20 protein-coding genes are annotated in these 24,296 nt (G+C 37.3%); 9 read left to right on the forward strand and 11 right to left on the reverse strand.

What is annotated here, in order from left to right:
* Positions 1–186 precede the first annotated feature (186 nt).
* Positions 187–636, forward strand: coding sequence for a DNA-binding response regulator (locus tag B2145_RS08175; RefSeq protein ID WP_291100786.1), 450 nt, complete (start codon positions 187–189; stop codon positions 634–636).
* Here B2145_RS08175 and B2145_RS08180 read toward each other — a convergent pair.
* The 10 genes from B2145_RS08180 to B2145_RS08225 form a co-directional block, all read right to left on the reverse strand.
* Entirely contained in the window at positions 633–1,613 is a 981-nt protein-coding gene (locus tag B2145_RS08180; protein WP_291100789.1) for a bacteriophage abortive infection AbiH family protein, read from the reverse strand. The two genes, B2145_RS08175 and B2145_RS08180, sit on opposite strands and share 4 nt — an antisense overlap.
* A gap of 30 nt (positions 1,614–1,643) precedes the next feature.
* Complete coding sequence (locus B2145_RS08185; RefSeq protein ID WP_291100792.1) at positions 1,644–2,219, reverse strand: hypothetical protein; 576 nt, start codon at positions 2,217–2,219, stop codon at positions 1,644–1,646.
* A 328-nt stretch (positions 2,220–2,547) separates the two neighbouring features.
* A complete protein-coding gene (locus B2145_RS08190; protein ID WP_291100795.1) occupies positions 2,548–3,354 on the reverse strand; it encodes a PRTRC system ThiF family protein in 807 nt (268 codons plus the stop codon).
* Entirely contained in the window at positions 3,354–4,073 is a 720-nt protein-coding gene (locus tag B2145_RS08195; protein ID WP_291100798.1) for a PRTRC system protein B, read from the reverse strand. The genes B2145_RS08190 and B2145_RS08195 overlap by 1 nt, the downstream gene beginning before the upstream one ends.
* A complete protein-coding gene (locus tag B2145_RS08200) occupies positions 4,070–5,245 on the reverse strand; it encodes a hypothetical protein (RefSeq protein ID WP_291100801.1) in 1,176 nt (391 codons plus the stop codon). Before B2145_RS08200 ends, B2145_RS08195 begins: the two co-directional genes overlap by 4 nt.
* Positions 5,246–5,262: 17 nt before the next feature.
* The gene (locus B2145_RS08205) at positions 5,263–5,481 is read right to left on the reverse strand and encodes a PRTRC system protein C (RefSeq protein WP_072362451.1); all 219 of its coding nucleotides are present in this window, start codon (positions 5,479–5,481) and stop codon (positions 5,263–5,265) included.
* Between the two features lie 18 nt (positions 5,482–5,499).
* Positions 5,500–6,108: a PRTRC system protein E gene (locus B2145_RS08210; RefSeq protein ID WP_291100809.1), complete on the reverse strand. Its 609-nt coding sequence runs from the start codon at positions 6,106–6,108 to the stop codon at positions 5,500–5,502.
* A gap of 4 nt (positions 6,109–6,112) precedes the next feature.
* Positions 6,113–6,316, reverse strand: a complete 204-nt coding sequence (locus B2145_RS08215; RefSeq protein ID WP_132002202.1) for a hypothetical protein — start codon at positions 6,314–6,316, stop codon at positions 6,113–6,115.
* Between the two features lie 53 nt (positions 6,317–6,369).
* Positions 6,370–7,443 (reverse strand): DUF932 domain-containing protein, encoded by a 1,074-nt coding sequence (locus B2145_RS08220; protein ID WP_291100813.1) that lies wholly within the window; start codon positions 7,441–7,443, stop codon positions 6,370–6,372.
* A gap of 44 nt (positions 7,444–7,487) precedes the next feature.
* The gene (locus tag B2145_RS08225) at positions 7,488–7,880 is read right to left on the reverse strand and encodes a single-stranded DNA-binding protein (protein WP_291100816.1); all 393 of its coding nucleotides are present in this window, start codon (positions 7,878–7,880) and stop codon (positions 7,488–7,490) included.
* A 370-nt stretch (positions 7,881–8,250) separates the two neighbouring features.
* Here B2145_RS08225 and B2145_RS08230 point away from each other — a divergent pair, with 370 nt between their 5' ends.
* Complete coding sequence (locus tag B2145_RS08230; protein ID WP_291100820.1) at positions 8,251–8,472, forward strand: hypothetical protein; 222 nt, start codon at positions 8,251–8,253, stop codon at positions 8,470–8,472.
* 81 nt (positions 8,473–8,553) lie between these two features.
* Here B2145_RS08230 and B2145_RS08235 read toward each other — a convergent pair whose 3' ends face one another.
* Entirely contained in the window at positions 8,554–9,819 is a 1,266-nt protein-coding gene (locus B2145_RS08235; protein ID WP_291100823.1) for a site-specific integrase, read from the reverse strand.
* A 358-nt stretch (positions 9,820–10,177) separates the two neighbouring features.
* Between B2145_RS08235 and B2145_RS08240 the strand changes: the two genes are divergently transcribed.
* The 7 genes from B2145_RS08240 to B2145_RS08270 all read left to right on the forward strand — a co-directional run bounded on the left by B2145_RS08240 (position 10,178) and on the right by B2145_RS08270 (position 24,265).
* Positions 10,178–12,469: an NADP-dependent malic enzyme gene (locus B2145_RS08240; protein WP_291100826.1), complete on the forward strand. Its 2,292-nt coding sequence runs from the start codon at positions 10,178–10,180 to the stop codon at positions 12,467–12,469.
* Between the two features lie 82 nt (positions 12,470–12,551).
* On the forward strand, positions 12,552–13,133 hold the full coding sequence (gene ruvA, locus B2145_RS08245; RefSeq protein WP_291100828.1) for a Holliday junction branch migration protein RuvA: 582 nt from the start codon (positions 12,552–12,554) through the stop codon (positions 13,131–13,133).
* A 36-nt stretch (positions 13,134–13,169) separates the two neighbouring features.
* Positions 13,170–20,348, forward strand: a complete 7,179-nt coding sequence (sprA, locus tag B2145_RS08250; RefSeq protein ID WP_291100831.1) for a cell surface protein SprA — start codon at positions 13,170–13,172, stop codon at positions 20,346–20,348.
* Between the two features lie 81 nt (positions 20,349–20,429).
* Positions 20,430–20,810: a glycine cleavage system protein GcvH gene (gcvH, locus tag B2145_RS08255; protein ID WP_291100834.1), complete on the forward strand. Its 381-nt coding sequence runs from the start codon at positions 20,430–20,432 to the stop codon at positions 20,808–20,810.
* A gap of 43 nt (positions 20,811–20,853) precedes the next feature.
* On the forward strand, positions 20,854–21,186 hold the full coding sequence (locus B2145_RS08260) for a VanZ family protein (RefSeq protein ID WP_291100836.1): 333 nt from the start codon (positions 20,854–20,856) through the stop codon (positions 21,184–21,186).
* A 193-nt stretch (positions 21,187–21,379) separates the two neighbouring features.
* A complete protein-coding gene (gene deoC, locus B2145_RS08265; RefSeq protein ID WP_291100839.1) occupies positions 21,380–22,123 on the forward strand; it encodes a deoxyribose-phosphate aldolase in 744 nt (247 codons plus the stop codon).
* An 18-nt stretch (positions 22,124–22,141) separates the two neighbouring features.
* Positions 22,142–24,265, forward strand: a complete 2,124-nt coding sequence (locus tag B2145_RS08270; protein ID WP_291100842.1) for a gliding motility protein RemB — start codon at positions 22,142–22,144, stop codon at positions 24,263–24,265.
* Positions 24,266–24,296 lie beyond the last annotated feature (31 nt).

Raw genomic sequence — 24,296 nt, forward strand, 5'->3', positions numbered from 1 at the left:
TTAAGTCCCACATTGAAAACTGGTAATTTTTAAGACAACGGGACAAATAAGGAGGAATACTCATGCCATTGGCGTGGGCGCTCACTTATTCGTTGTCGGGCGTACCAGTGCCTCAATGTTCGGTAAGTGTAGTTTGCCTGCGTCTTCTTTTTTGTGCAGGCTACATCAACTCAAAAAAGGTATGATATGAAAACTGGTATAGCACAACAAAAAAACACCCTAGCCTTTATCAATGATAAAAGCCCGATTTTGGATTTGACTTACAACAACCTCGTTGCTTCAGGAATTGAAGTATTGTTTCGTTCAGAAAACATTAAAGACGGACTATCTCAATTATCCACTTTAAAAACACTTCCCCAAGTGTGTGTTATTGATCTCGATTTTTATGATAAGAATATATTGGCACAGCTTCAAGAATTGAGGTCACAATACCCAACAATAAAACTGATTTCCCATAGTGATATTGATACCGAAAAAGTTGTAAACCCTCTTTTGGAAATAGGTTTTGCAAGTTATCTGCTCATTGGTAGCGATGCAGACGATTTTAAAAAAGCTATCGAAGGAGTTTCTAATGGTAAAAGATATTTTAGTATGGGAGTAGCGGAAATTGCTAAAGAATATTTTAGCAACAACTAAGGTTGCCTTTTTAAATCTGTAATTTTTATTTGAATAATATTAGTATCATTTATTCCGAGTTGTAGCAATGTTTCTTTGTGCATTTGCTTTTCAAGTTCACTGTAATATGAAACACTCCAAATTACATTTTCATTTAGTTTTGCTTTCAATATTTCAAAATATTTTAAATCAACTTCTGATATAGAATGTCCCAAAACAATAACTTTTTCGACTTCCATAATACTTGTAAAAAAGTCAATATTGTTTTCTATAATTGAGGCTGTATTTTTAAATGCCGTTGTATAATAAGATAGTATCTCTTGCTTGGCACTTTCATAAGAATAATCATATTCATCAGCCTTTTGTTCACGCCATTCGTAAAATTCTTCTTCGCTTAAACCTTGTGGCGGTTCTTCTTCTTTCTCAATAAAATTTGACGGGTCGGTTCCGTGTCCTAAAATCAGCATACAATTGTCTTCATTGGCTTTATTATGAATATAGGTTATTCGTTCCTCGGGAACACCGTAGCTTTCCTGTAATGTTTCAGTATAATTGAAATTTAAAAAATGGCTATCGTCTTCCAATTCAATTAGCATGTCATCGGGAATGTTTTCGTATTCGACTTCGAGGATAAAACTATTAAAATCGCTAATTAGGTTGGTGGTTAAATCTTTGATGATTAGTTCCATCTCTATCTGATAACTATGCCAATCTCTATCTCGAAAATCTTCAGCTCCAGGGCGAGCAATTAAATCAGAATTATCGTCCAATACTGTTAAGTAATCTAAATCAGCTAATGCTTGCTCAAATCTTGACCATAAAGCATATTCTTCATCTGTCAATTCGGGATTTGTAATATCAGGAAGTCCATAATAATTTAATAAAAGGTCATAAACCTCACTGTTATTTTCAGCCAAGTAGTTCGCAAAACTTTGATATCTTGTGTCTAATTTATGATGGATGTCAAATCCATTACCGATAATGTATAATATTTTCATTAATTCAGTTGTTTAATCTATTTTATAAGGTTACAAACCACTACGTTTTCCAAATATTGGACTTAGTTTGTCCCAAAATTGCTGTTCAAGAATTTCGACAATGAAACGCTCTACCATTTCTTCACTTTCTGAAATGACTTCGTATGCTGAAATTTTCAAATCGTATTCCAAACAATTGTCCCACTTGCATAAATGCAAACTATAAACCCGAGTTCCCTCTGTGCCAAGATGGTTTTTAATTCTTGTTTTGAAATCTGTCGTTGAGCTTCCAACATATAATATATCTGATGAAGTTTTATTGTATCTGGATAGATTAACACGGTCGTTGTTTTTTATTTTTAGCTTATTTGATGAATGGTAATCTTCAAAATATTCGATCAATGTGCTTATAGTTTTTGTGGACTGAACTTGAAATATATAAATAAGCGGATTATTGCTTTTCGGAACTTTATATAAGTGTTTTTTTACGGTTGCTCTATCTCTAAATTCTGAGGAATGAAAAGAGATTTCGCAGAATGGTTTAACCGTAATTCTTGAGATTTGGTCAGCTATATTCAACGCAAACTTCTCTGATTGCTTTACTATGTCTTTTGTGTCAATTTTCATTGTGTGATATTAAAACCTCACATATACAAAATGAGAATAGTGTGGTTTTAAGGAATGTATAATCTTTTCTAATCAGGCGACGTTCTTTTGCTTCTTTTCTTTGGTCGCTTATGTGAAAAGAAAAGAAGTCGCTACAAAACCAATATTGGGATACTGAATATCCCACGCAATAATCTTGCAACCTGTTTGGTAAAATGTAAAGAAAGGGAATTGTGGAGCGGTGCATTTTGGCAAAGTGGTTGTGCCTGTTTTAACCGCAAAAATGCGTTTCCGACCGAAGCGAGGAATTGCATTTTTGCCGACCGCCCCGATAGCCATCGGGGTCGGGTCAGGCGACTTTTATCGGGTGGGTGCGAAAATCTTTCAGATTGTGAAAAAATCCTTTGTATTCGGTCATTCCCCTGCGGAATAAATTCCACAATAAGGAACAACCCATTTGTGTCAATGATGAATTGATAAACAAATCTTGGTGTTCCAATGCTTCGGCAAGTGAGCAACTTGGCGTGTTGTCCTCTTGTTCGGATTGCTTCAGCAATTCGCCAAATTCATCGGTAACAAATGGCAGACTTGCCACCGTTTCGTATTTCTCTGAATTAGGTTGTTTTATGGCTCCAATAGTAGATAGTATTACTTGCCCCGTATCTTGGCTGTTGCCAAAATCCAACCAATATTTTGGTTCGTCTTGGTAGTGTCTGCAATAGCTTATTTCTTTAAGAATTTCAGCAACGCCGAACCTCGCCTGTACATTGTCCACACAAGTAATGGTAATAGTAGCCCTTGCTTTTTCGGGTAGTCTGCCAAAGTTGTCCTTTTCAAATTTTACCGTTTCGGCTTTCCAATTTGTACCTGCCCAACGGTTGCAACGATTGATTAAAGCAACGGATTTGTATAATCCTGTTTCACTTTCTGCAAAACGCTGTCTGCCTAAATTGGCGGTGGTAATACTGTCATCGTCCCAAAGGCGAACTTGCAACCCTGCGTGTCCTAATGCTATTAAGCTCTCGTTTATTTCCATTAAAGCGGTCAATACCTTTGAGCCTGTACCACCTGCTCCGATAAGGTTTACCGAAATCGGGTTGGTAGGATTGAGTAAATAATTGTCCGTAAAATGGACGGCTGTTTTTACTGTATTCATTACAATAGATTTTTAAGGGTTCTGTTATTCTTTTTCAATACCTCTTTAGGAAAGGGTTTATCTGTATTGATAAGGTCTTTCCAAAGGGTTACAATATTTTTTCTTGTCACGTTTTCGCATAATGAATGGCTGAAATAGGAATTGAAAAAATAATGTTCCCACGCCTGTATAAATTCTTCAACCGAAGCCGAATTTTTAATGTCAATACTAACAGTACCCATACATACATTGCCCTTTTCGTAAATATTGAAGAAAGGTGCGTAATGCAGTAGCGTTTTCTCGGTTGGTCTTCTGTCGTTTGTCAAAGCAAATACCATAAGACTGCTTTTACTCGCTAACCAAAGCATTGGCGGTACGTGTGCTTTGCCGTTAGGTACGCCCAAACCGTTTACAAAATATAGTTGCCGTTGCTGTGCTTTGGTGTACCAAAGTACCGTACCTTTTTCACTTGGATTGATATGCAGAATGTTAGTCGGTAAAATTCCCTTTGGCTTTAAAAAGGCTGTGCTTTTTTCTTCATCGGTATGTAAAGCCTTTGCCAATATGTTGGCTTCTTTTACTGTCAATGGGTGGGCATTTATAGGCGTTCCGTTGCTATCCATATCAAAATGCTCCACGTACATATCGGTTTCTGTTCCTGCGGTTTCATAGAAAACCAAAGCGGATTTTGGATGGTACAATGTTCCGAAATTCTCGGCTATGTTATTTACGTTGTTCATTTTTCTGTTGTTTTATAGTCATATAGCAACCCACATAAATCCTTCAATAAAGCAAACAAACGGTTCTCAAAATCAAGATTGGTTGCTGTTATTTCGCTTCCGTCAAATTGTTTGCTAATGGTTGGTTCTTCCATTGCCCCATACTCGTTAAACTCGTTGTTGATGTTATCCGAAAGGCTTTCATACAGCCAACCTTTGGTATCGGCAATAAAAGATATATACTTTTCCATTCCGATAGTTTCGTTTTCATCATCATCATCATCATCATTATAAGGGTCTTGTTCGGGTCTTGGTGCATTTCTGAAAATAGTTGCGTTCGGATATTCAGTATAAAGGGCAAACGCATTGCAAGCCACCTGCCAACACTCCCTGTCGAATGTATCACGGCTTTTAAATCGGCTCAATCGCTGTTCAAATACCTTTAGATTGATACGGTTAAATAGTTTCTGTTCTATCTTATCGCCAATATATTCTGCATTTCTTAACTCCCTTTTGTATGTTTCGGATTCGTCAGTTTCATCGTCCTGTTCTATCCAGTCTTTTTGCATTTCATATAGCCAATACAAATAGCTGTCTTCCTGTCTATAATAGGGTACATCGGCAATATGGTACAAATAACTGCATACCGATATAAGTAGCTGTGCGGTCTTTTTACGCTTTGAGTCTTTGAGCATTTGAAAGAGTGGCATAATGGGAATATAATACAAGGTTGTACCCACATTGTACCTTTCCTCGCTTACAAAAAATGTTTTCTTACTATCCTGTACCAATTTGAAACTATCCCAATTAATATGGGTGCGTTTTACTTTGGTTTCCATATCCCACATAGACAATACTACATTGTATGGAAAACCAAAATCTTTGGTTTGCATTGGTTCAATGCTGTAATGCTCGGCAAGTTTGGAAAGGGACTTATAAAAATCCCTCTCCGTTTTCTGACAAGCCTGTACGGATTGTGCCGTTTTCAGTTTAGGCAGAAACGTACACTTTAGAATACCATTGGTAGCATTGCTATTGGTACGGACTTCTGCTTGTCTTTCTGCACTTGGTTTGCGTCCTTTGGTCTTTGTAGCCAATTTGCGAACTCGCCCAACTGTCGGTGTAACTGCCGTTGTCGTTTCTGTTCGGGTAGGCTGATAACTCCCGATATAATGTTGCGTTGCATAATTCATCGTTTTACTATTTTGGTTTAACCTTTCGTACCCATTACGCTCTCAAATTTGTACTCTACTGCATCATCTTTGATTTGCGGTGCAGATACTTTTGCAGTAGTCAAAATAGGGTACAAATTGGCATAAAAATTCATTACTGCCTCCACGCTCCAACGTGGTTCGGGGTCGGTCAATCGGATGTCCTGTCCTTTATCTTTGAGTATAAAAACTCGTTCTAATTGCGTTGCTAATAACATAGTTCTCGTTTTTAAGTGTTAATACTGTTCTTTTTCGTCCGTTTCATAGGTGGGGTAATCGGTAGTAACTTCTTCCGCTTGTGGCAGTTCGGGTGTTGCTTCTTCCATTGCTCCAAAAAGGCTTGGCGTTCCAAACTTGTCAGATAATAATGTTTTGCGTTTGCGTATCTCGTCCGCTTTTTCAGGGAACTCCGTCATATCGGGAACTTTTATCCACGCTTCACGGAACTTGCCCTCTTTTTCGAGTTCGTCAGCCTTTGCCATTCCGTCTTTAAACTTCTTGTCTTTGGCTTCCTGTTCTTTCTTTTGCTTGTCGGCTTTTTCTTTTTCCATAGCCGATTGGCGTTTGACTTCTTCCAATTGTTTTAGGAATTTTTCCATATCTACCATTAAGCCCGAAACGGTTTTGATAGGTGCGGTTATCTGCTCAAAAAATCCCTCGTCAAACTCCTGCGGTGTGGCGTTGAATGTCAATGGAGGAATACCGTTTTTGGCATTATCTCCGCATTGTTCGTTGTTGAGCATTACCGTTACTATTAGGTTGCTTTCTATTCCTTTTGAAATGTTCAGTTGCAATACTCCTGTAAAGTCCAACTGCTGTATCTGATTGAAAAAATTTGTGTTCATTGTTCTATAATTTTAATGTGTTTGATAATTGTTCTTTGATTGCTGTCAGTTTCTCGTACATATCCGACCAATAGGCATTTTGTCTTTTGTCGAACTCCGAAAAATTCTTGTCTTCGTGGCGGTATTCCTTGTACCTCCTTGCTATTTTTATTGCTTCTTTTAAATCTGTTATCTCTATTGGACAACCGTTTAAATCGTTTACTTTCATATCCCTTGTTTATATTAAGCTACCACCATTTAAGGCGGTAGCCTGTGGGTTCTTTAATTAAGATTTAGAATTTCTGCTCCGTCCAAAGCAAATACCGTACATAGGTCAAATGCTTTCTGTGATTTGAGTTGAGCCGTACCGCCCAATACAATGCTCTGCAACTTGGCTTCGTCATTTTTGTAATTTCTTACGTTCTGATAGTAGCCTGTAACAGCGTTGTACGCTCCAAACAATGTGCCTTTTGTTGTGTCCATTTGTTGTGTGTCGCTTATCATTGCATAAGCAAATGCATCCTCAACGGTATTTTTGAACACGGTTGAAATTTCATCTTCCGCACCTTTTTTGATTAAATCCAAAGTTTCTTTATTCGGGCAAAGTGCCAATTGAATGAGTTTTTTTACTTCTCTGTCTGTTACTTTTACCTTTGCCCACTCATTGAAAATTCCCTCTAATTGATTGCTCAATGTGTCGGCAAGTCCCATAATCTTGTGAGCGTTCTCTATACGCTGTTTTGCTCCCGAAGTGTGTTTGATACGGACTACATTTGTCATATTCCGTAACGAAGCGTTAAGGGTGTTTTGACAAACGATACGGATAGGCGTAAATGCGGCTGTGATACTTCCGCTACCATCGTGCGAAGTAGTCAGGAAAATGTACTTTTCCGTTACATCATCGCCATTGCCTACACGGATATAGTCGGGCAATTTTGCCGTGATAAATATGCGTTCTCCGTTGCCCAATGCTCCTGCGGTTTCATAGAGAATACCCTCGCCACCGCCTACGATAGCATCGAAGAAATTAAAGGCTTCACGATTTTGTACAATGTGGTAATCTCTACCCACTACGCCCAATACTGCATTGTTATCGGTACGGATGTTGGCGAAATAGTTAGGTACTTCCAATTCGCTACTGCCTATTTCTATGCCGTTAGTCGTTTCAATAATGCCCGAACCTTTGGTCAATAGTGGGGATTTTACGACTTCGTAATCTAACCCTGCGTATTTGATAGCTTCCTCGCTTGTTGGGTATTGCTCCACGATTTGCCCCAAACCGTGCCACGCTTTTTGTTGTACGCTAAAGAATGAATAATGTCCTGTTCTCTCGTTAAAATTGATATTATGTGCCATAATGCTTAAAATTTTGATGTTAAAAAATGATTGAATACTAGTTGTTAGAATGGGAGGTCGTCCGCTGTTTCCTGTGCTGTAACCTTGTTGTTTTTGGTTTGTGCAGTAGCCTGTACGGTTTCGGCTTTCCTGCTACCTCCGTGCAGTTTGATTTGTGAGGTATGGAAATTCAGTCCTGCTCTTGGCACTCCGTCATTGCCTGTCCACGCTCTCGTGCTTACTCTTCCCGATAATTCTACCAATGTACCTTTTGTGAGTAGCCTGGCTACTTTTGTAGTTATCCAATAAGAGCAGTCAAAATAGGTTGTCTGCTCAATGCGTTCGCCCTGCTTGTTACGGTAGCTATCGTTGGTTGCTACTGAAAAATTTACTACCTGTTTTTCTTGTGACGTTGTGCGTACTTCCGCATCCCTTGTCAATCTTCCTGTGATGTTCATATCCTTTGATTTTTAGTTATTGAATTTCTGTTTGATTTTTTTGCCTTAATTTATTCGGCAATGAGAGGAGGTGCTGAAGTTTCGTTTCACTCTTTTTACCATTTTCAATGCTGTATTTTTTCATTTCTGACATTTTTTTTATTCGTCTAAAGAGCCGGAGTATGCTTTGTTTCGTTTCACGAGCATAAAAGGTTCGTGTTTAGCAGAAACAAGGTTTTGTCAAAAAAATACGACCCGAATGGGTGGAGATTATTTTGCAAACCCGAAGGGCAAGACCTTGTTTCTGCGTTAAGAACACGGAAATACCTTTGCTCTTGAAATGGGACAAAACAGCATACCGGCTTCTTGAATAAAACTTATGTGGAAGCCAATGGAAAAGGCATTTAGGGAATGGTCTATGTGGTTACAAAACCTGCATCCTTTCAGGAGAATTTCTAAACAACTATTGTTTTTGGTGGTGGCTAGGGAAGCCACTGAAAGGGTATTTAAAAAATATCATCGAGCAATAGTGACGGGATATTTTTTAAATATGCTTTATCAAGTATCCAATCAAAGCTCTTTTATTAGCAGTGGGATTTGCGTTGGAAAATAAATGTGCTTTGAGGATTAAGTATGGGCATAAAAAAAGCAGGATGGTTAAATCCTGCTTCAATCTGTATGTAAAGAATAAATTTCAAACAATAATTTCGTTTTCCATTTCAATAAATGCTGCTTCCATACCAGAGAATTTATGAGATACCAGATCCATATCCTTACTTATCTTTTGGCTGGTAATCTTAGCATAAATCTGTGTCGTAGAAATATTTTTGTGCCCCATCATTTTACTGAGGCTTTCCAATGGGACACCCTCTGTTAAAAACATCGTTCCAAATGTATGCCTTGCTGTGTGAAAGGTCACTTTTTGTTCTGTAACAATCTTTAATTCCTGAATAAGCTTGTCTATATGACTGTTACAAATTTTGTTTGTAGGAACGGGGAAAATAGAATCATTTCTGGTAGTACCTTTGTATTTTTCAATAATTCGTTTGGGTATCTCCATAAGTCTTACATTAGAAGCAACATCAGATTTTTGTCTTCGGCTTATAATCCAATCGTGACCATCAAAAAAGGATTGTATATTAGTCCTTTTAAGTTGTTTAATATCGATATAAGATAACCCTGTGAAACAGCTGAATACAAAAAGATCCTTTACAAGTTCATAATGTTGTTTTGAAGGATTGTGTAATAAAAGGGATTCTACGTGTTCTTTAAGTAGATAACTACGGTCATTTTCTTTCATAGAGATTTCATAATCTTCAAAAGGATTTATCCTGATAAGACTATTCTTGACAGCTATTTCTGCAACACGATAGAGTGGCATCGTATATACCCAAACAGTATTATGTTTGCATTCTTTGTCTATTCTAAGGAAGAAATCAAATTCCCTAATAAAATCACAGGTCAATTCCCGAAACGCCATATCATCACGATGATACCTGCTTTTTATAAATTCTGCGACGTGGTTATAGACAATTTTGTATTTGTAGTAGGTGCTTTTGGAGCGTTCTCCTTTATCCACCATTTTTCCAAAATCCTCATTGTTCTTTTTAAATACTTTCAGTAAGGAATCGTCCATAACACCAACACCGAGAAATGCGAGTTTTAGCTTTTCTGCCGTGACAAAACCCTCCTGTTTCAGCATATCTTCATAAATAGTGTCGATACGTCCCCGTATGTTATCCAATTTTTGGTTAATGCTCAATGCTTTGACACTTTTGCCCTCAACTCTTCCATACTTTAAATCCCAATTATTGGAGTTAATTTCTAACTTTGTTCCCAAAGTCTTAGCTGCTCCATCAATGGTAATGCGTGCCATAATGGGAGCGTTACCGTTCTTTTTCGGTTCATTCTTTTTCAGATAGAAAAGCAGTTTAAACGTAGATTTTTTCGTCTGTTCCATAACTCAAATGTTTAATGTTTAAAATTAAATTACTTTGAGTTACAAGGGAATATGAAAAAGAGTGCAAAACACTGAAATATAATTAGTTAAACCCTATAGTTACCTTTATCAATCGGTAACGAATTAGTAACCTAACTTTGTGTTTTCACGACCAAAACGTATCAGACACCGAGTTCCAAACTAAGACTACTCTTTTAGAAAGCATTGTATAGCAACGGTTTTAATCGTTTTGCTTACTTTTGCTTTTTACTAATCTTTTTTAAATAAAAAGCGTCAAATTTTATGTAAATGAATAGTATAAAAGACTCCTTTTTAACCCAAGTCTTCTATCTTTGTATAACAGAATAAATTTAAAATAATGGACAAAAATAGCAAAAGAAGAGAAGCATTATTGTATCATGCAAAACCAACTCCAGGAAAAATTCAAGTGGTTCCCACCAAGAAATATGCCACCCAAAGAGACTTGTCTCTGGCCTATTCACCAGGTGTTGCCGAACCGTGTTTAGAAATTGCAAAGGATGTAAACAATGTTTATAAATATACTGCGAAGGGTAACCTGGTTGCAGTAATTACAAATGGAACTGCGGTTTTAGGGCTTGGCGACATTGGTCCGGAAGCTTCAAAACCAGTAATGGAAGGCAAGGGATTGTTGTTTAAAATTTTTGCTGGTATTGACGTGTTCGATATTGAAATAGGAACAAAAAACATTGAAGAATTTATACAAACTGTCAAAAATATAGCGCCAACCTTCGGTGGGATTAATCTTGAAGACATCAAAGCACCAGAATCCTTTGAAATAGAAAGAAGACTAGTCGAAGAATTAAATATTCCGGTAATGCACGATGACCAGCACGGAACAGCTATCATATCATCGGCAGCCTTGTTGAATGCACTGGAATTGGCAGATAAAAAAGTCGAAGATGTAAAAATGGTAGTTTCAGGGGCGGGCTCTGCGGCTCTTGCTTGCGCTAATATGTATGTTTTGCTTGGAGTTAAACTAGAAAATATATTGATGTTTAACAGCAAGGGAGTTTTGACAAAAGACAATCCGTCATTATCGGTTTTGCAACAAAAATACGCCAAGGATATCAAACAAATAAGTCTTGAAGAGGCACTAACAAATGCTGATGTTTTCTTGGGATTGTCATCAGGAGACATTATGACTCCAAAAATGTTGTTGGGAATGGCCAAAAATCCTATCGTTTTTGCGATGGCAAATCCAGACCCGGAAATAGGATATAATCTTGCTATAGCAACTCGTAAAGATGTTATTATGGCAACAGGACGTTCTGACCATCCTAACCAAGTGAATAATGTTCTTGGTTTTCCTTATATTTTTCGTGGTGCACTTGATGTTAGAGCCACAAAAATCAACGAAGCTATGAAGATGGCAGCTGTTAAGGCATTGGCCGCTTTGGCAAAAGAGCATGTTCCTGAACAAGTGAATATTGCTTATGGTGCCACTAAATTGGTCTTTGGGCGCGAGTATATAATTCCTTCTCCTTTTGACCCGAGGTTGATAACCGTTGTTGCGCCAGCAGTTGCAAGAGCAGCAATGGAGTCAGGTGTTGCTTTACACCCAATTCTCGATTGGAATAAATATGAAGAAGAACTTTTAGACCGTTTGGGGAATGAAAATAAAATGGTTCGATTGATTGCCAATAGGGCCAAAATGGATCCTAAAAGAATTGTTTTTGCCGAAGCCGATCATCTAGATGTGCTTAAAGCGGCTCAAATTGTATTTGAAGAAGGAATAGGTTTTCCCGTTTTATTAGGGAAAAAGGAAATTATTTTGGAATTAAAAAAAGAACTTGGTTTTGATGCTGATGTTCCAATTATTGATCCTAAAATTGATGAAGAGGAATCAAGAAGGAATAAATTTGCCAAAGCATATTGGAAAACGAGACAAAGAAGAGGAATATCTTTGTATGACGCGCAGAATTTGATGCGCGAAAGAAATTATTTTGCTGCCATGATGGTTAATGAAGGCGAAGCAGATGGATTAGTAACAGGACATTCCAGAAGTTATTCTACGGTGGTTAAACCAATGTTGCAGCTTATTGGCAAAGCACCAGGGGTTTCTCTTGTGGCTACCACAAATATGATGATGACGGGTCGTGGCCCGATGTTTTTGTCCGATACAGCCATAAATATAAATCCATCAGCAGATGATTTGGCAAAAATTGCAATTATGACAGCAAATACGGCTAAAATGTTTGGTATTGTTCCCGTAATTGCTATGGTGTCGTTTTCGAATTTTGGTTCTTCGACCAATGAAAGCGCAGCAAAAGTGAGAGAAGCAGTTGCCTATTTACATAAAAATCATCCAGACATGATTATTGACGGAGAAATTCAGGCTGATTTTGCTTTAAATTCCGAAATGTTGAAAGCCAAATTCCCTTTTTCTAGATTGGCTGGAAAAAAAGTGAATATCTTGATTTTTCCTAATCTTGACACCGCAAACATTACCTATAAACTCCTAAAAGAATTAAATAAAGTAGATTCTATAGGGCCAATTATGTTAGGAATGGCGAAACCAGTTCATATATTTCAATTGGGTGCAAGCGTGGAAGAAATGGTAAATATGGCAGCGATTGCAGTTATTGACGCACAGGAAAAAGAAAAGAAAAAAACAAAAGCAGCAAAATAACTTTTGCATAATAGCCTCACTATACTAAATTTAGTAGTATTCTACATAAGTTTTGTTATATTTGGAAACAAATAATTCATAGATGATAGCACATTTGCAGGGAAAACTAGTAGAAAAAACACCAACACAAGTTATTATTGATTGTGGAGGTGTTGGGTATCATGTGAATATTTCCTTGCATACCTATTCGTTGCTTCCTTCATCCGATTTTATAAAATTGTATACGCATCTTCAAATTAAAGAAGATGCGCATACTTTATTTGGATTTATGGAAAAATCGGAAAGAGAAATTTTTAAAATGCTATTGTCAGTTTCTGGAATTGGAGCCAGCATCGCCAGAACGATGTTGTCCTCATTGGATCCAAAACAAATTACGAATGCAATTGCTTCTGGCGATGTAGTCACGATTCAATCCATAAAAGGAATTGGCAGTAAAACGGCGCAAAGAGTAATACTTGATTTGAAAGAAAAAGTGCTAAAATTGTACGATTTAGACGAAGTTTTGATGTCGCAAAGCAATACAAATAGAGATGAGGCGTTATCTGCTTTGGAGGTTTTGGGTTTTGTTCGAAAAGCTTCCGAGAAGATAGTTGAAAAAATTGTAAAAGAAGATCCAGACAGTTCAGTTGAGACTATTATTAAGAAGGCTTTAAAAAGCTTATGAAAGTTGAAAATACAGTACTTAAAAAATGCCCAATTTATGTTAAAAATTTGTACATTTTTGTTGGCTTTATTTTGTGTTTTTGTGTCGCAAGCCCAAGTAAAACAGGTAGTCCAGGATACAACTAAAACTGGTTTTTCCATTGGGAAAATCCAAATCAAAGACCCTAAAAGTATTCTTTCGGCTTATACCTATGATCCAGTTACCGATAGGTATGTTTATACCAATACAATTGATGGGTTTTCTACCAATTATCCTGTTATATTGACTCCAAAAGAATATGAAGCGCTTGTTTTGAAAGAATCTATGCGCAATTATTTCAAGAAAAAACTAGATGCCATAGATGGGAAAAAAGAAGGCAGCGAAGCCGCCAAGAAAGACTTATTGCCAAGATATTATGTAAAATCTGGACTTTTTGAATCTGTTTTTGGAAGTAACACCATCGATGTAAAGCCCACGGGATCTGTAGAAATGGATTTTGGAGTTCGTTATACAAAACAAGACAACCCTTCGTTTTCTCCCAGAAATAGATCGAGCACCACTTTTGATTTCAACCAAAGGATAAGCATGAGTTTGATGGGAAAAGTGGGGACACGACTTAATGTGAATGCTAATTATGATACCCAATCCACTTTTGCTTTTCAAAATTTAATCAAGTTGGAATATGCCCCTTCAGAAGATGATATTATTCAAAAAATTGAAGTGGGAAATGTAAGTATGCCTCTAAACAGTTCTTTGATTAGGGGAGCGCAGAGTTTATTTGGAGTAAAAACCCAATTGCAATTTGGTAAAACTACTGTTACAGGTGTTTTTTCGGAACAAAAATCGAAAACAAAAAGTATAGTTGCACAAGGTGGCGGAACGATTCAGGACTTTGATATGTATGCGCTTGATTATGATAATGACAGACACTTTTTCCTGTCGCAATATTTCAGGAACAAATACGATGCATCACTGAAAAACTATCCTTTTATTGATAGTAGAGTCCAAATTTCACGGTTGGAAGTTTGGATTACCAACAAACAAAATCGAGTAAATACCACAAGCAACAATTTAAGAAATATTATTGCGCTCCAGGATTTAGGGGAAGGGCAATTAACGGGTTTGCCAGATAATGAAGTGGTTGTGTTGGATCCTTCAACCGGAATTTTCAACAACCCAATCGATTCTCCTTCCGACAATTCAAATAATGACTATGACCCAGCCCAAATAATTGCCGGGACTGGTTTATTGAATAAAAATATACGAGAAATAGCCACTTCAAATTCGGGATTTAATACCACCGTGAGCGAAGGCCAGGATTACTCCAAACTAGAAAATGCCAGAAAATTGAACCCCAATGAATATACATTTAATCCTCAATTAGGCTATGTTTCCCTGCAACAACGATTAGCCAATGACGAGGTTCTTGCCGTAGCTTATCAATATACCATTGGTGATAAAGTGTATCAAGTGGGAGAATTTGGCAATGATGGAGTAGATGCTACTTTAGTAACTGGAAACACCCCTTCAAATAAGGCGATTATAACGCAAAGTTTGATATTGAAAATGCTGAAAAGTAATTTGACCAATGTCAAAAATCCGGTTTGGAACCTGATGATGAAAAACATTTATCAAATTCCGGGAGCCTATCAAGTGAAACAGGAAGATTTTAGATTTAATATTCTTTACACCGATCCATCTCCTTTAAATTATATATCTGAAGTTGACCCAGTTGTAAGTCCTTTTCCAGATAAAAACAATCCAAACTTAATACCCCCAAAACCTTATACTATTACCAGCACGCCTTTACTTGAAGTTTTCAATTTAGACAATTTAAATTATAACAATGATAAGCAAATTGGGGGCGATGGGTTCTTCGATTTTGTGCCGGGATTGACAATAGATTCTCAAAACGGAAGAATAATATTTACGACCAAAGAACCTTTTGGAGAATTATTGTTTTCAAAATTATCAAATAAAGATGCGAATGGAAACCCTATAGAAAATTATAGTGATGTAAACACCTATAATCCAAATCAAAAGAAATACGTATTTCGAAATATGTATCGCAACACGCAATCCGGGGCTTTACAAGATAGCGATAAGAACAAATTCCTATTAAGGGGTAAATACAAATCTTCTGGAGGCGAAGGAATACCCATTGGTGCTTTCAACGTTCCCAGGGGTTCGGTAGTCGTTACTGCCGGAGGAAGGGTTTTGGTTGAAGGAATCGATTATAGCGTGAATTATCAATTGGGAAGAGTGCAAATTTTGGATCCATCCCTTCAAGCTTCGAACACGCCCATTAATGTGTCACTAGAAAATAATTCTGTTTTTGGCCAGCAAACCCGAAGGTTTATGGGAGTAAACGTGGAACATAAAATTTCCGATAAATTTTTGGTTGGGGCGACTTTCCTTAAAATGACCGAAAAACCTTTTACACAAAAATCCAGTTTTGGACAGGAATCCGTAAACAATACCATTTTTGGATTGAACACTAATTATTCAACCGAAATTCCTTTCTTGACCCGATTAGTCAATAAATTACCAAATCTTGATACGGATGTGCCTTCCAATCTTTCGGTAAGGGGAGAAATTGCATTTTTGAAACCTGACACACCAAAGGCAGACAGTTTTCAAGGGGAATCAACCATATATGTGGACGATTTTGAAGGTTCGCAGTCGACCATTGATATGCGATCTGCATACGCTTGGAGTTTAGCATCTACCCCCGTAAACGACACTCAAAGTCCCTATAATTTTAATGCAAGCGCAAACGATTTGAGTTATGGTTTTAAAAGAGCCAAACTGGCTTGGTACTCCATTGACCCTATATTTTATACCCAAAAACCGTCAGGTATTTCAAATGATGATTTGTCATTAAATACCACCAGAAGAATTTTTAGCCAAGAATTATATCCAAATACGGATATTGCACAGGGACAATCGCAGGTTGTAAACACCCTGGATTTAAGTTATTATCCTTCGGAAAGGGGGCCATATAATAATGGTTTGAATGTTGCCACAAATCCGGCAGCTAATTTTGGAGGTATTATGCGCTCATTAAATTCAACTAATTTCGAACAGGGAAATGTGGAATATATACAGTTTTGGGTGTTGGATCCTTATGTGGGAAAAGGCGAAATCCCACCAACCAATACGGGTAAAATTTATTTCAATTTAGGAGAAATATCAGAGGATATATTAAAAGATGGAAGGAAACAATATGAAAACGGACTTGGTCCAGACCAAATATTGGTAAACCCAAAACCAATATGGGGTAATGTGCCAGCTTCGCAATCTTTAATTTATGCTTTTGATACCAATGCAGCCAATAGAACCAATCAGGATATAGGATTGGATGGTTTGTCCGATGCCGATGAAGGGGCGACCTATACAAATTTTGCCTCTGAACCGGATCCGGCAGCGGATGATTATACCTATTATTTGAAAGCCACGGGAAGCGTTTTAGACCGATACAAAAACTATAATGGCACCGACGGAAACTCTGCCGTTGACATTAATGATGCCAATAGAGGTTCATCAACCGTTCCTGATGTAGAAGACATCAACAGGGATAATACCATGAATACCATCAATGCCTATTACGAATACAGCATCGATGTGAAACCAAATATGAGCATTGGACAAAACTACATTACCGATATAAGAAATACCCAAGCACCCTTGCCTGACGGATCAACAACCGATGCCAGATGGATTCAGTTTAAGATACCCGTTTCACAACCCGAAAACACTATTGGAAACATTTCCGATTTTAGATCGATTCGTTTTATGAGAATGTTCATGACGGGTTTCAATGACAAGGTGACCGTTCGTTTTGGTGCTTTGGATTTAGTAAGGGGAGAATGGAGAAGATATACCAATACACTCGATTTTAATGATCCAAACGTAGCCGATGATGGAACAAATTTAGACGTACTGGCTGTAAATGTTCAGGAAAATAACGAAAGATGCCCCATAAATTATATTATTCCTCCTGGAGTGCAACGCGAACAATTGTATAATAACAATACAATCATCAATCAAAATGAGCAATCGCTATCGTTGAGAGTATCTGGAAAAGGATTGGAACCAGAAGATTCAAGGGCTGTTTTTAAAAACGTGAGCATTGATATGCGTCAGTTCAAGAAATTAAAAATGTTTTTGCATGCGGAATCCTTGCCCAACGAAATCGTTCTTCAGGACAATCAAATGGTAGGTTTCATTCGTTTTGGAAATGATTTTACCCAAAATTTTTACCAAATCGAAATTCCTTTAAAAGTCACCACACCTTCGGCTACATCAAGTTCTAATTGTTCTCCTTTGAGTGCAGAAACGGTTTGGCCAGAAGAAAATCAAATTGATTTGTCCTTGGCATTATTGACCAAATTAAAGATTCTGGCAATGAGTGTAAATCCAAGCACACTGCCTCTCGACGGAATTTATTATCAAAATGAAGACGAGCTTGATCCATCATTGGCGGGTAAAACTAATAAATTGAGATTAGGAATAAAAGGAAATCCTAATTTTGGATTAGCGCGAACCTTGATGGTTGGTGTAAAAAGTAATGAAACGCATCAAGACATCAAAGGGGAGGTTTGGTTCAACGAACTTCGTTTGGCCAGTATGGATAATCATGGAGGAATGGCCGCCGTATTGAATGTGGACTCCAATCTTGCTGATTTTGCGACAGTTTCTGCCACAGGGAAGAAGAGTACCATTGGTTTTGGAGCATTGGAACAAGGATCAAATGAAAGAAGTCGTGAAGACACGCAACAATATAATATAGTTACCAATATAAATTTGGGAAAATTGCTGCCTCCAAAATGGGGAATTAATTTGCCCTTTAATTATGCCATTGGGGAAGAAAACATAACTCCGGAATATGATCCTTTTAATCAAGATATCAAACTAAAACAGTTGTTGGATAATACTGCCGATAAAGCAGAAAGAGACAATTTTGCACGCAGGGCCATTGATTACACAAAACGTAGAAGCATCAATTTTATTGGAGTAAGAAAGCAAAGAAGTCCTGAACAAAAACAACATGTTTATGACCCGGAAAATTTCACTTTTTCCCAGTCCTATAACGAAGTGGAACGCCATGATTTTGAAATCGAGGAATATAAGGATCAGCAGGCAAACACATCTGTTGATTATGCGTATAGTTTCCAGCCTAAAACAATTGAGCCATTCAAAAAAACGAAATTCATGAAAAAAAGTGATTATTGGAAATTACTGAGTGATTTCAATTTTAATTATTTGCCTTCAAACGTATCTTTTAACACTAATATCATTCGACAATACAACCGCCAGCAATTTAGACAGGTAGATGTACAAGGTATTGGTCTCGATCCAATGTACAGAAGAAACTTTGGATTCAATTATCAATATGGGTTTAATTATAATTTGACAAAATCCTTGAAATTAAATTATACGGCATCATCCAGTAATATTGTAAGAAACTATTTGAACCAAGACAATGAACCTATAGATACTTTTACAATATGGGATAGTTATTGGGATATTGGAAATCCAAATCAACATATGCAACAATTAGTGGTAAATTATGAATTGCCAATTAATAAAATACCGTTGTTTAGTTTTATAAAAGCCAATTATTCCTATACTGGCGACTACAGTTGGCAACGAGCATCCACGGCATTGTCTGAAATAAATATTGGAGGAAATACTTATGATTTGGGGAATACCATCCAAAATGCAAACTCTCATAATTTGAACGCTGCCTTTAATATGGATGCATTTTATAAATATTTGGGATTGTCAAAAAGCTCAAAATTAGCATCCAAACCAAAAACCACCATTCCCAAACCTGGAGAAAAAATAGTAAATACCAATGTGCAAACTGAAAAAAACAATGTATTTGTAGATGGATTTATCGGGGTTTTAACCAGCGTGAAAAACATTCAAATCAATTATACCCAAAACAGCGGTACGGTTTTGCCCGGATATACGCCAAGTATTGGATTCCTGGGTTCATCCAGACCTTCGTTGGGATTTATTTTTGGAAGTCAAGAAGATGTAAGATATGAAGCTGCCAAAAACGGCTGGCTTACCAATTATCCTAATTTTAACCAAAATTTTAGTCAAGTAACCAATAGGTTATTTAAGGCAACCGCAAATGTGGATTTGTTTCCGGATTTAAAAATTGATTTGACATTGGACAGAGCTTATTCAGAAAATTTTTCGGAACAATATGATGTCAATAATGGTCAATACAATTCGAGGTCACCTTACAGTTTTGGTAATTTCTCCATTTCCGCCCTATTAATAAAAACCTCATTCTCGACCAGTGATGAAAATTCATCGGTCGCATTTGACGATTTCAGGAAAAACAGGCTCACGATTGCTAACCGTTTGGCGACACAGCGAGGAATAGACATCAATAATCCAGTCAATTTGGATCGTGACGGTTTTCCGTTGGGCTACGGAAAAAACAATCAAGCGGTATTGCTGCCGGCCTTTTTAGCGGCTTATTCAGGAGCCAATGCTTCAGATGTTTCGCTTGGAATTTTCAGAAGTTTTCCAATACCAAACTGGTCCGTAAAATATAACGGATTGATGCGGTATGACTTTTTCAAGAAGAATTTCAAACGGTTTTCTTTGCAACACAATTACAGGGCATCCTATACTGTTAATGCATTTAGGTCGAATTTCGAATTTGATAAAATTCCAAATGGATTTGATGCAAGCGGCAATTTTTTCAACAAGACCATAATGTCAAATATCAACTTGGTGGAGCAATTTAATCCGCTTATCAGGATGGATTTTGAATTGAAAAGTTCATTGAAAGTACTTACCGAAATCAAAAAAGACAGGGCATTATCCATGAGTTTCGACAATAATTTATTGACCGAAGTAAAGGGAATGGAATATGTGGTAGGACTTGGATATCGATTTAAGGACGTGATTTTCTCCTCTAGATTAGCCGATAATCCCACGGGAATAATAAAAAGTGACATCAATTTGAAAGCTGATTTGTCCTATCGAAACAATCAAACCATCGTGAGGTATTTAGATTATGACAACAATCAACTGGCCGGAGGGCAAAATCTTTGGTCTTTAAAACTTACTGCCGATTATTCTTTCAGCAAAAACTTGACGGCTATTTTCTATTATGACCACTCCTTTTCGAAAGCAGTAATATCGACTTCTTTTCCTCTGACGAACATCCGTTCAGGGTTTACGATGCGCTATAATTTCGGAAATTAAATTTTAAAATCTAAACACGATTTGAATAGAAGATTGTTACATTTGTCCAATAAAAATTTAAATTATTTAATTACTATTATTATGAACATACCAGCAAATTTGAAGTACACAAAAGATCACGAATGGGTTAGCCTAGAGGGTGATATTGCAACTGTGGGAATTACCCATTTTGCACAAAAAGAATTAGGGGATATCGTATATGTTGAAGTTGAAACTTTGGGTCAGACTTTAGAAAAAGACGAAGTTTTTGGTACGGTCGAAGCCGTAAAAACGGTTTCCGATTTATTTCTTCCAATGAGTGGTGAAATCATCGAGTTTAATGATGCGCTGGAAAGCAAACCCGAAAGCGTAAATTCAGATTCTTATGGAGCCGGATGGATGATAAAAGTAAAAGTTTCAAACGTTGCCGAATATGATTCGTTGCTTTCGAGTGAAGCTTATAAAGAATTAATTGGTGCTTAAACAGTTATTTTTTTGGTTAGCCATATTTTGGACTGGATTAATTTTGATTTCTTGTCTCATACAATCAAGCGATATTCCCCAAATTAGTATTCCAAACTTGGATAAAGTAGTTCACGCCTTTTTCCACTTTGTGTTTACGACGCTTTGGTTTTTGTTTTTTAAAAAGCAGTTAAATAGTGTAAATAACTCAAAACCTCTTGCTATTTCATTTGTACTATCTTTTTTTTTTGGAATAGGCATCGAAATATTTCAAGGGCTATTTACAGCCACCAGAAGTGCTGATGTGTTTGATGTTTTGGCAAATATAACAGGGGCAACCTTGGCTGTTGTCGTAATTATTTTGTTGAATAAATATAGCAGGCTGGATAGAATTTAATTTCTTTAGGTTTAATTCCTCGAAGCTCTGCTTCGAATGAAAAAAGAATTTTCAACCACTGCCTCTGGGGTCTGCCCCGAGGTAGTTTATAGTCCCCAACGGGTTAAAAAGATAAAAAACAGTTAGATACCTCGAAGTTTTACTTTGAGGTTGTTTTTGCGAATTACAAATAGCCCATATAGTATTAAATCCAATGGATATAAAACAATATTTAGATTCGACTTATTTAAAAACAGCCACTCAAGCCGGACTCAATGAAGCCGAAAACACCATAATAGCTAAAGAATTTATTCAGGAAGCCATTGATGAGCATTTTAAATTGATCATGATTCGCCCCAATATGGTTTCACTGGCAAGCAAAATGATTGCTGATGCCAACTCGCCAGTTCAAATAGGAACCGTCATTGATTTTCCAGAAGGAAAAGCAGGGCTTGAAGCCAAACTTGAGGAAGCAATCCAAGCCATAAAGGATGGTGCTGACGATCTCGATTTTGTATGTAATTATGAAGCGTTCAAAGAGGGCAATGTAGATTTGGTTAAAGAAGAAATTCTAAAATGCACCCAATTGGGCTTAGCGCACAACAAAGTCGTAAAATGGATAATTGAAGTGGCAGCACTCAACGACAAACAAATTATGCAGTTGTCGGCCTTGATAAAAAATATCGTTATTTCGAATTTTAAAGAAGAAAATTACGCTTCAGTTTTTGTAAAGTCATCAACAGGATTTTATAAAACGGAAAATAATCTCCCGAATGGCGCCACGGTTCCTGCCATAATCATGATGCTCGAAAATGCCTCGCCACTTCCAGTAAAAGCAGCTGGCGGAGTAAGAACGTACGATGAAGCTGTCGAAATGATTCGGTTGGGCGTAAAACGAATTGGCACTTCGGGTGCAAAAGCCATTGCAAACGGTCAAAAAGCGCAAGGCGAATACTAAATCACAACTAAAAAAAACATGAAAAAAGGATTGCTGATATTACTTTTATCTCTTTGCACTTTCGTTGCTTTTGCACAAGATGTAAATAATAGTTCAAAACAATCGGGATTTTCTTCCGAGCGTTTTCCTGTTTTTCCAAATTGTGAAAACTTGCAGTCCAAGGAATTGGAAAACTGTTTTTATTATCAGGTGCAGGATTTCGTGTTCCAAAATTTTGTAGTTCCTGAAAATCTTGTCCAAAACAATTTTCAAGGTAAAATAAAAGTGCTTTTTGAAGTGGACGACAAAGGTGTTTTTAAGGTAATTTATGTAAACGCCGTCGATGAAACGTTGATTCAGGAAGCTAAAAGGGTCTTTGGCAAATTTCCAAAAATTCAACCATCAACGTATAATGGGAAACCAACGTATTCCAAATTCAACATCTCCATTTCGATACCATTAAAAAGTCCTGAACAACTAGCTTCAGAAGCCATTGTTGCTGCCGAAATTGTGAAGTCAAATTCTAAACAGCTCACAGAATTAGACAGTATTGTCTATAAAAAATTTAACAATCCCCAGTTCGGAAGTCATTTGAATATTCCGTTTTCACACAGTTATTATGCGCATTTTGATGCCGCTATGAATCAAGTTGGCGCCAACAACCACACCGCTTCAAAACCGTATACTTATGCCGAGGTTTCAAAATATTACAACCTTAATGCAGAAAACGAAAAACTAAAAAAAGAAGCTTCTGGCTGGTGGGCAAGGAAATTATGGAATGAAAACTTGGTCGAAATTCAGGGCGATGGCTATTGGTTTAGCCTAAATCCAATTTTAGATTTAGAACTCGGGAAAGCGTCTGGCAACAAGCAGGTCAAAACATTTATAAATACGCGCGGACTCAATTTCCGTGGCGGAATAGGTTCCCAGCTTAATTTCACGACAACCGTCTTTGAAAGTCAGGGACGATTTGCCGATTATTTCAACCGTTATGCCGAATCCATAAAACCGGCTGGCGGTAATCCGGCAATCATTCCGGGAATGGGAATTTCCAAAGATTTCAAAACCGACGCCTACGATTTTCCTTTGGCGGAAGCCAATTTAACCTTTGCGCCCAGTAAACATATTGATTTGCAATTGGGTTATGGCAGAAATTTCATTGGTGACGGATACCGTTCTTTATTGGAAAGCGACGGAGCAAGTCCGTATCCGTATTTTAAAATCAACACCAATTTTTGGAAAATAAAATACACGAATACTTATATGTGGCTCAAAGATGTGCGCCCCGAAGTCACCATCGAAAGAACCTACGCCAAGAAGTTTATGGCAAACCATTATTTGAGCTGGAATGTTTCGAACAGATTGAATCTCGGTTTCTTTGAATCGGTGGTCTGGACGGACACCAATAACAGAGGCTTTGACATGAGTTTTGTGAACCCGATCATTTTTTATCGTTCTGTCGAGTTTGCCTCTTCGGCAAGAAGCGGCAACGCGCTTTTGGGATTGACCACGAAATACAAATGGAATAACCAGATGAACTTTTACGGGCAATTTCTCTTGGACGAGTTTTCACTTGGCGAAGTTAAAAAAGGGAACAATAGTTGGAAGAACAAATTTGGTTATCAGTTGGGCGTTAAATATTACAATGCTTTTCAGGTCGATAATTTGTTGTTGCAGCTGGAATTCAATCACGTTCGCCCTTATGTGTATTCCCATAGCGATCCCATTACAAATTACGGACACAACAATCAAAGTATGGGGCATCAATGGGGCGGAAATTTCGAGGAATTTGTTGCCATTGCCCGGTATCACAAAGGCAGGTTTTTTGCTGATGCCAAAATCACTTATGGCACGCGTGGATTGGACTTTGACACCACCGAAAACAGTTATAATTACGGAGGAAATATCTATAAAGATTATGACCTGAATAGGCCTTTTGATTCTGGCGTGAAAGTAGGTCAGGGAAATAAAACCACCGTTTTCATTGCTGATTTGCAAGCGGGATATTTGGTAAATCCAATGACGAATTTGAAGGTTTTTGGCAGTTTTATTTATAGAAACTTCGACCCAACACAAAACACTTTGACGACTTTTAAGGAAAGCACTGCTTGGTTTTCTTTAGGAATTCGCTCGGATGTGTTTAATTGGTATTTTGATTATTAATGTATGATGGGTATTATGATGTTAAACTAGA

Origin of the sequence: Flavobacterium sp. UBA5153 (assembly GCA_002413745.1) — a bacterium.
GTDB lineage: Bacteria > Bacteroidota > Bacteroidia > Flavobacteriales > Flavobacteriaceae > Flavobacterium.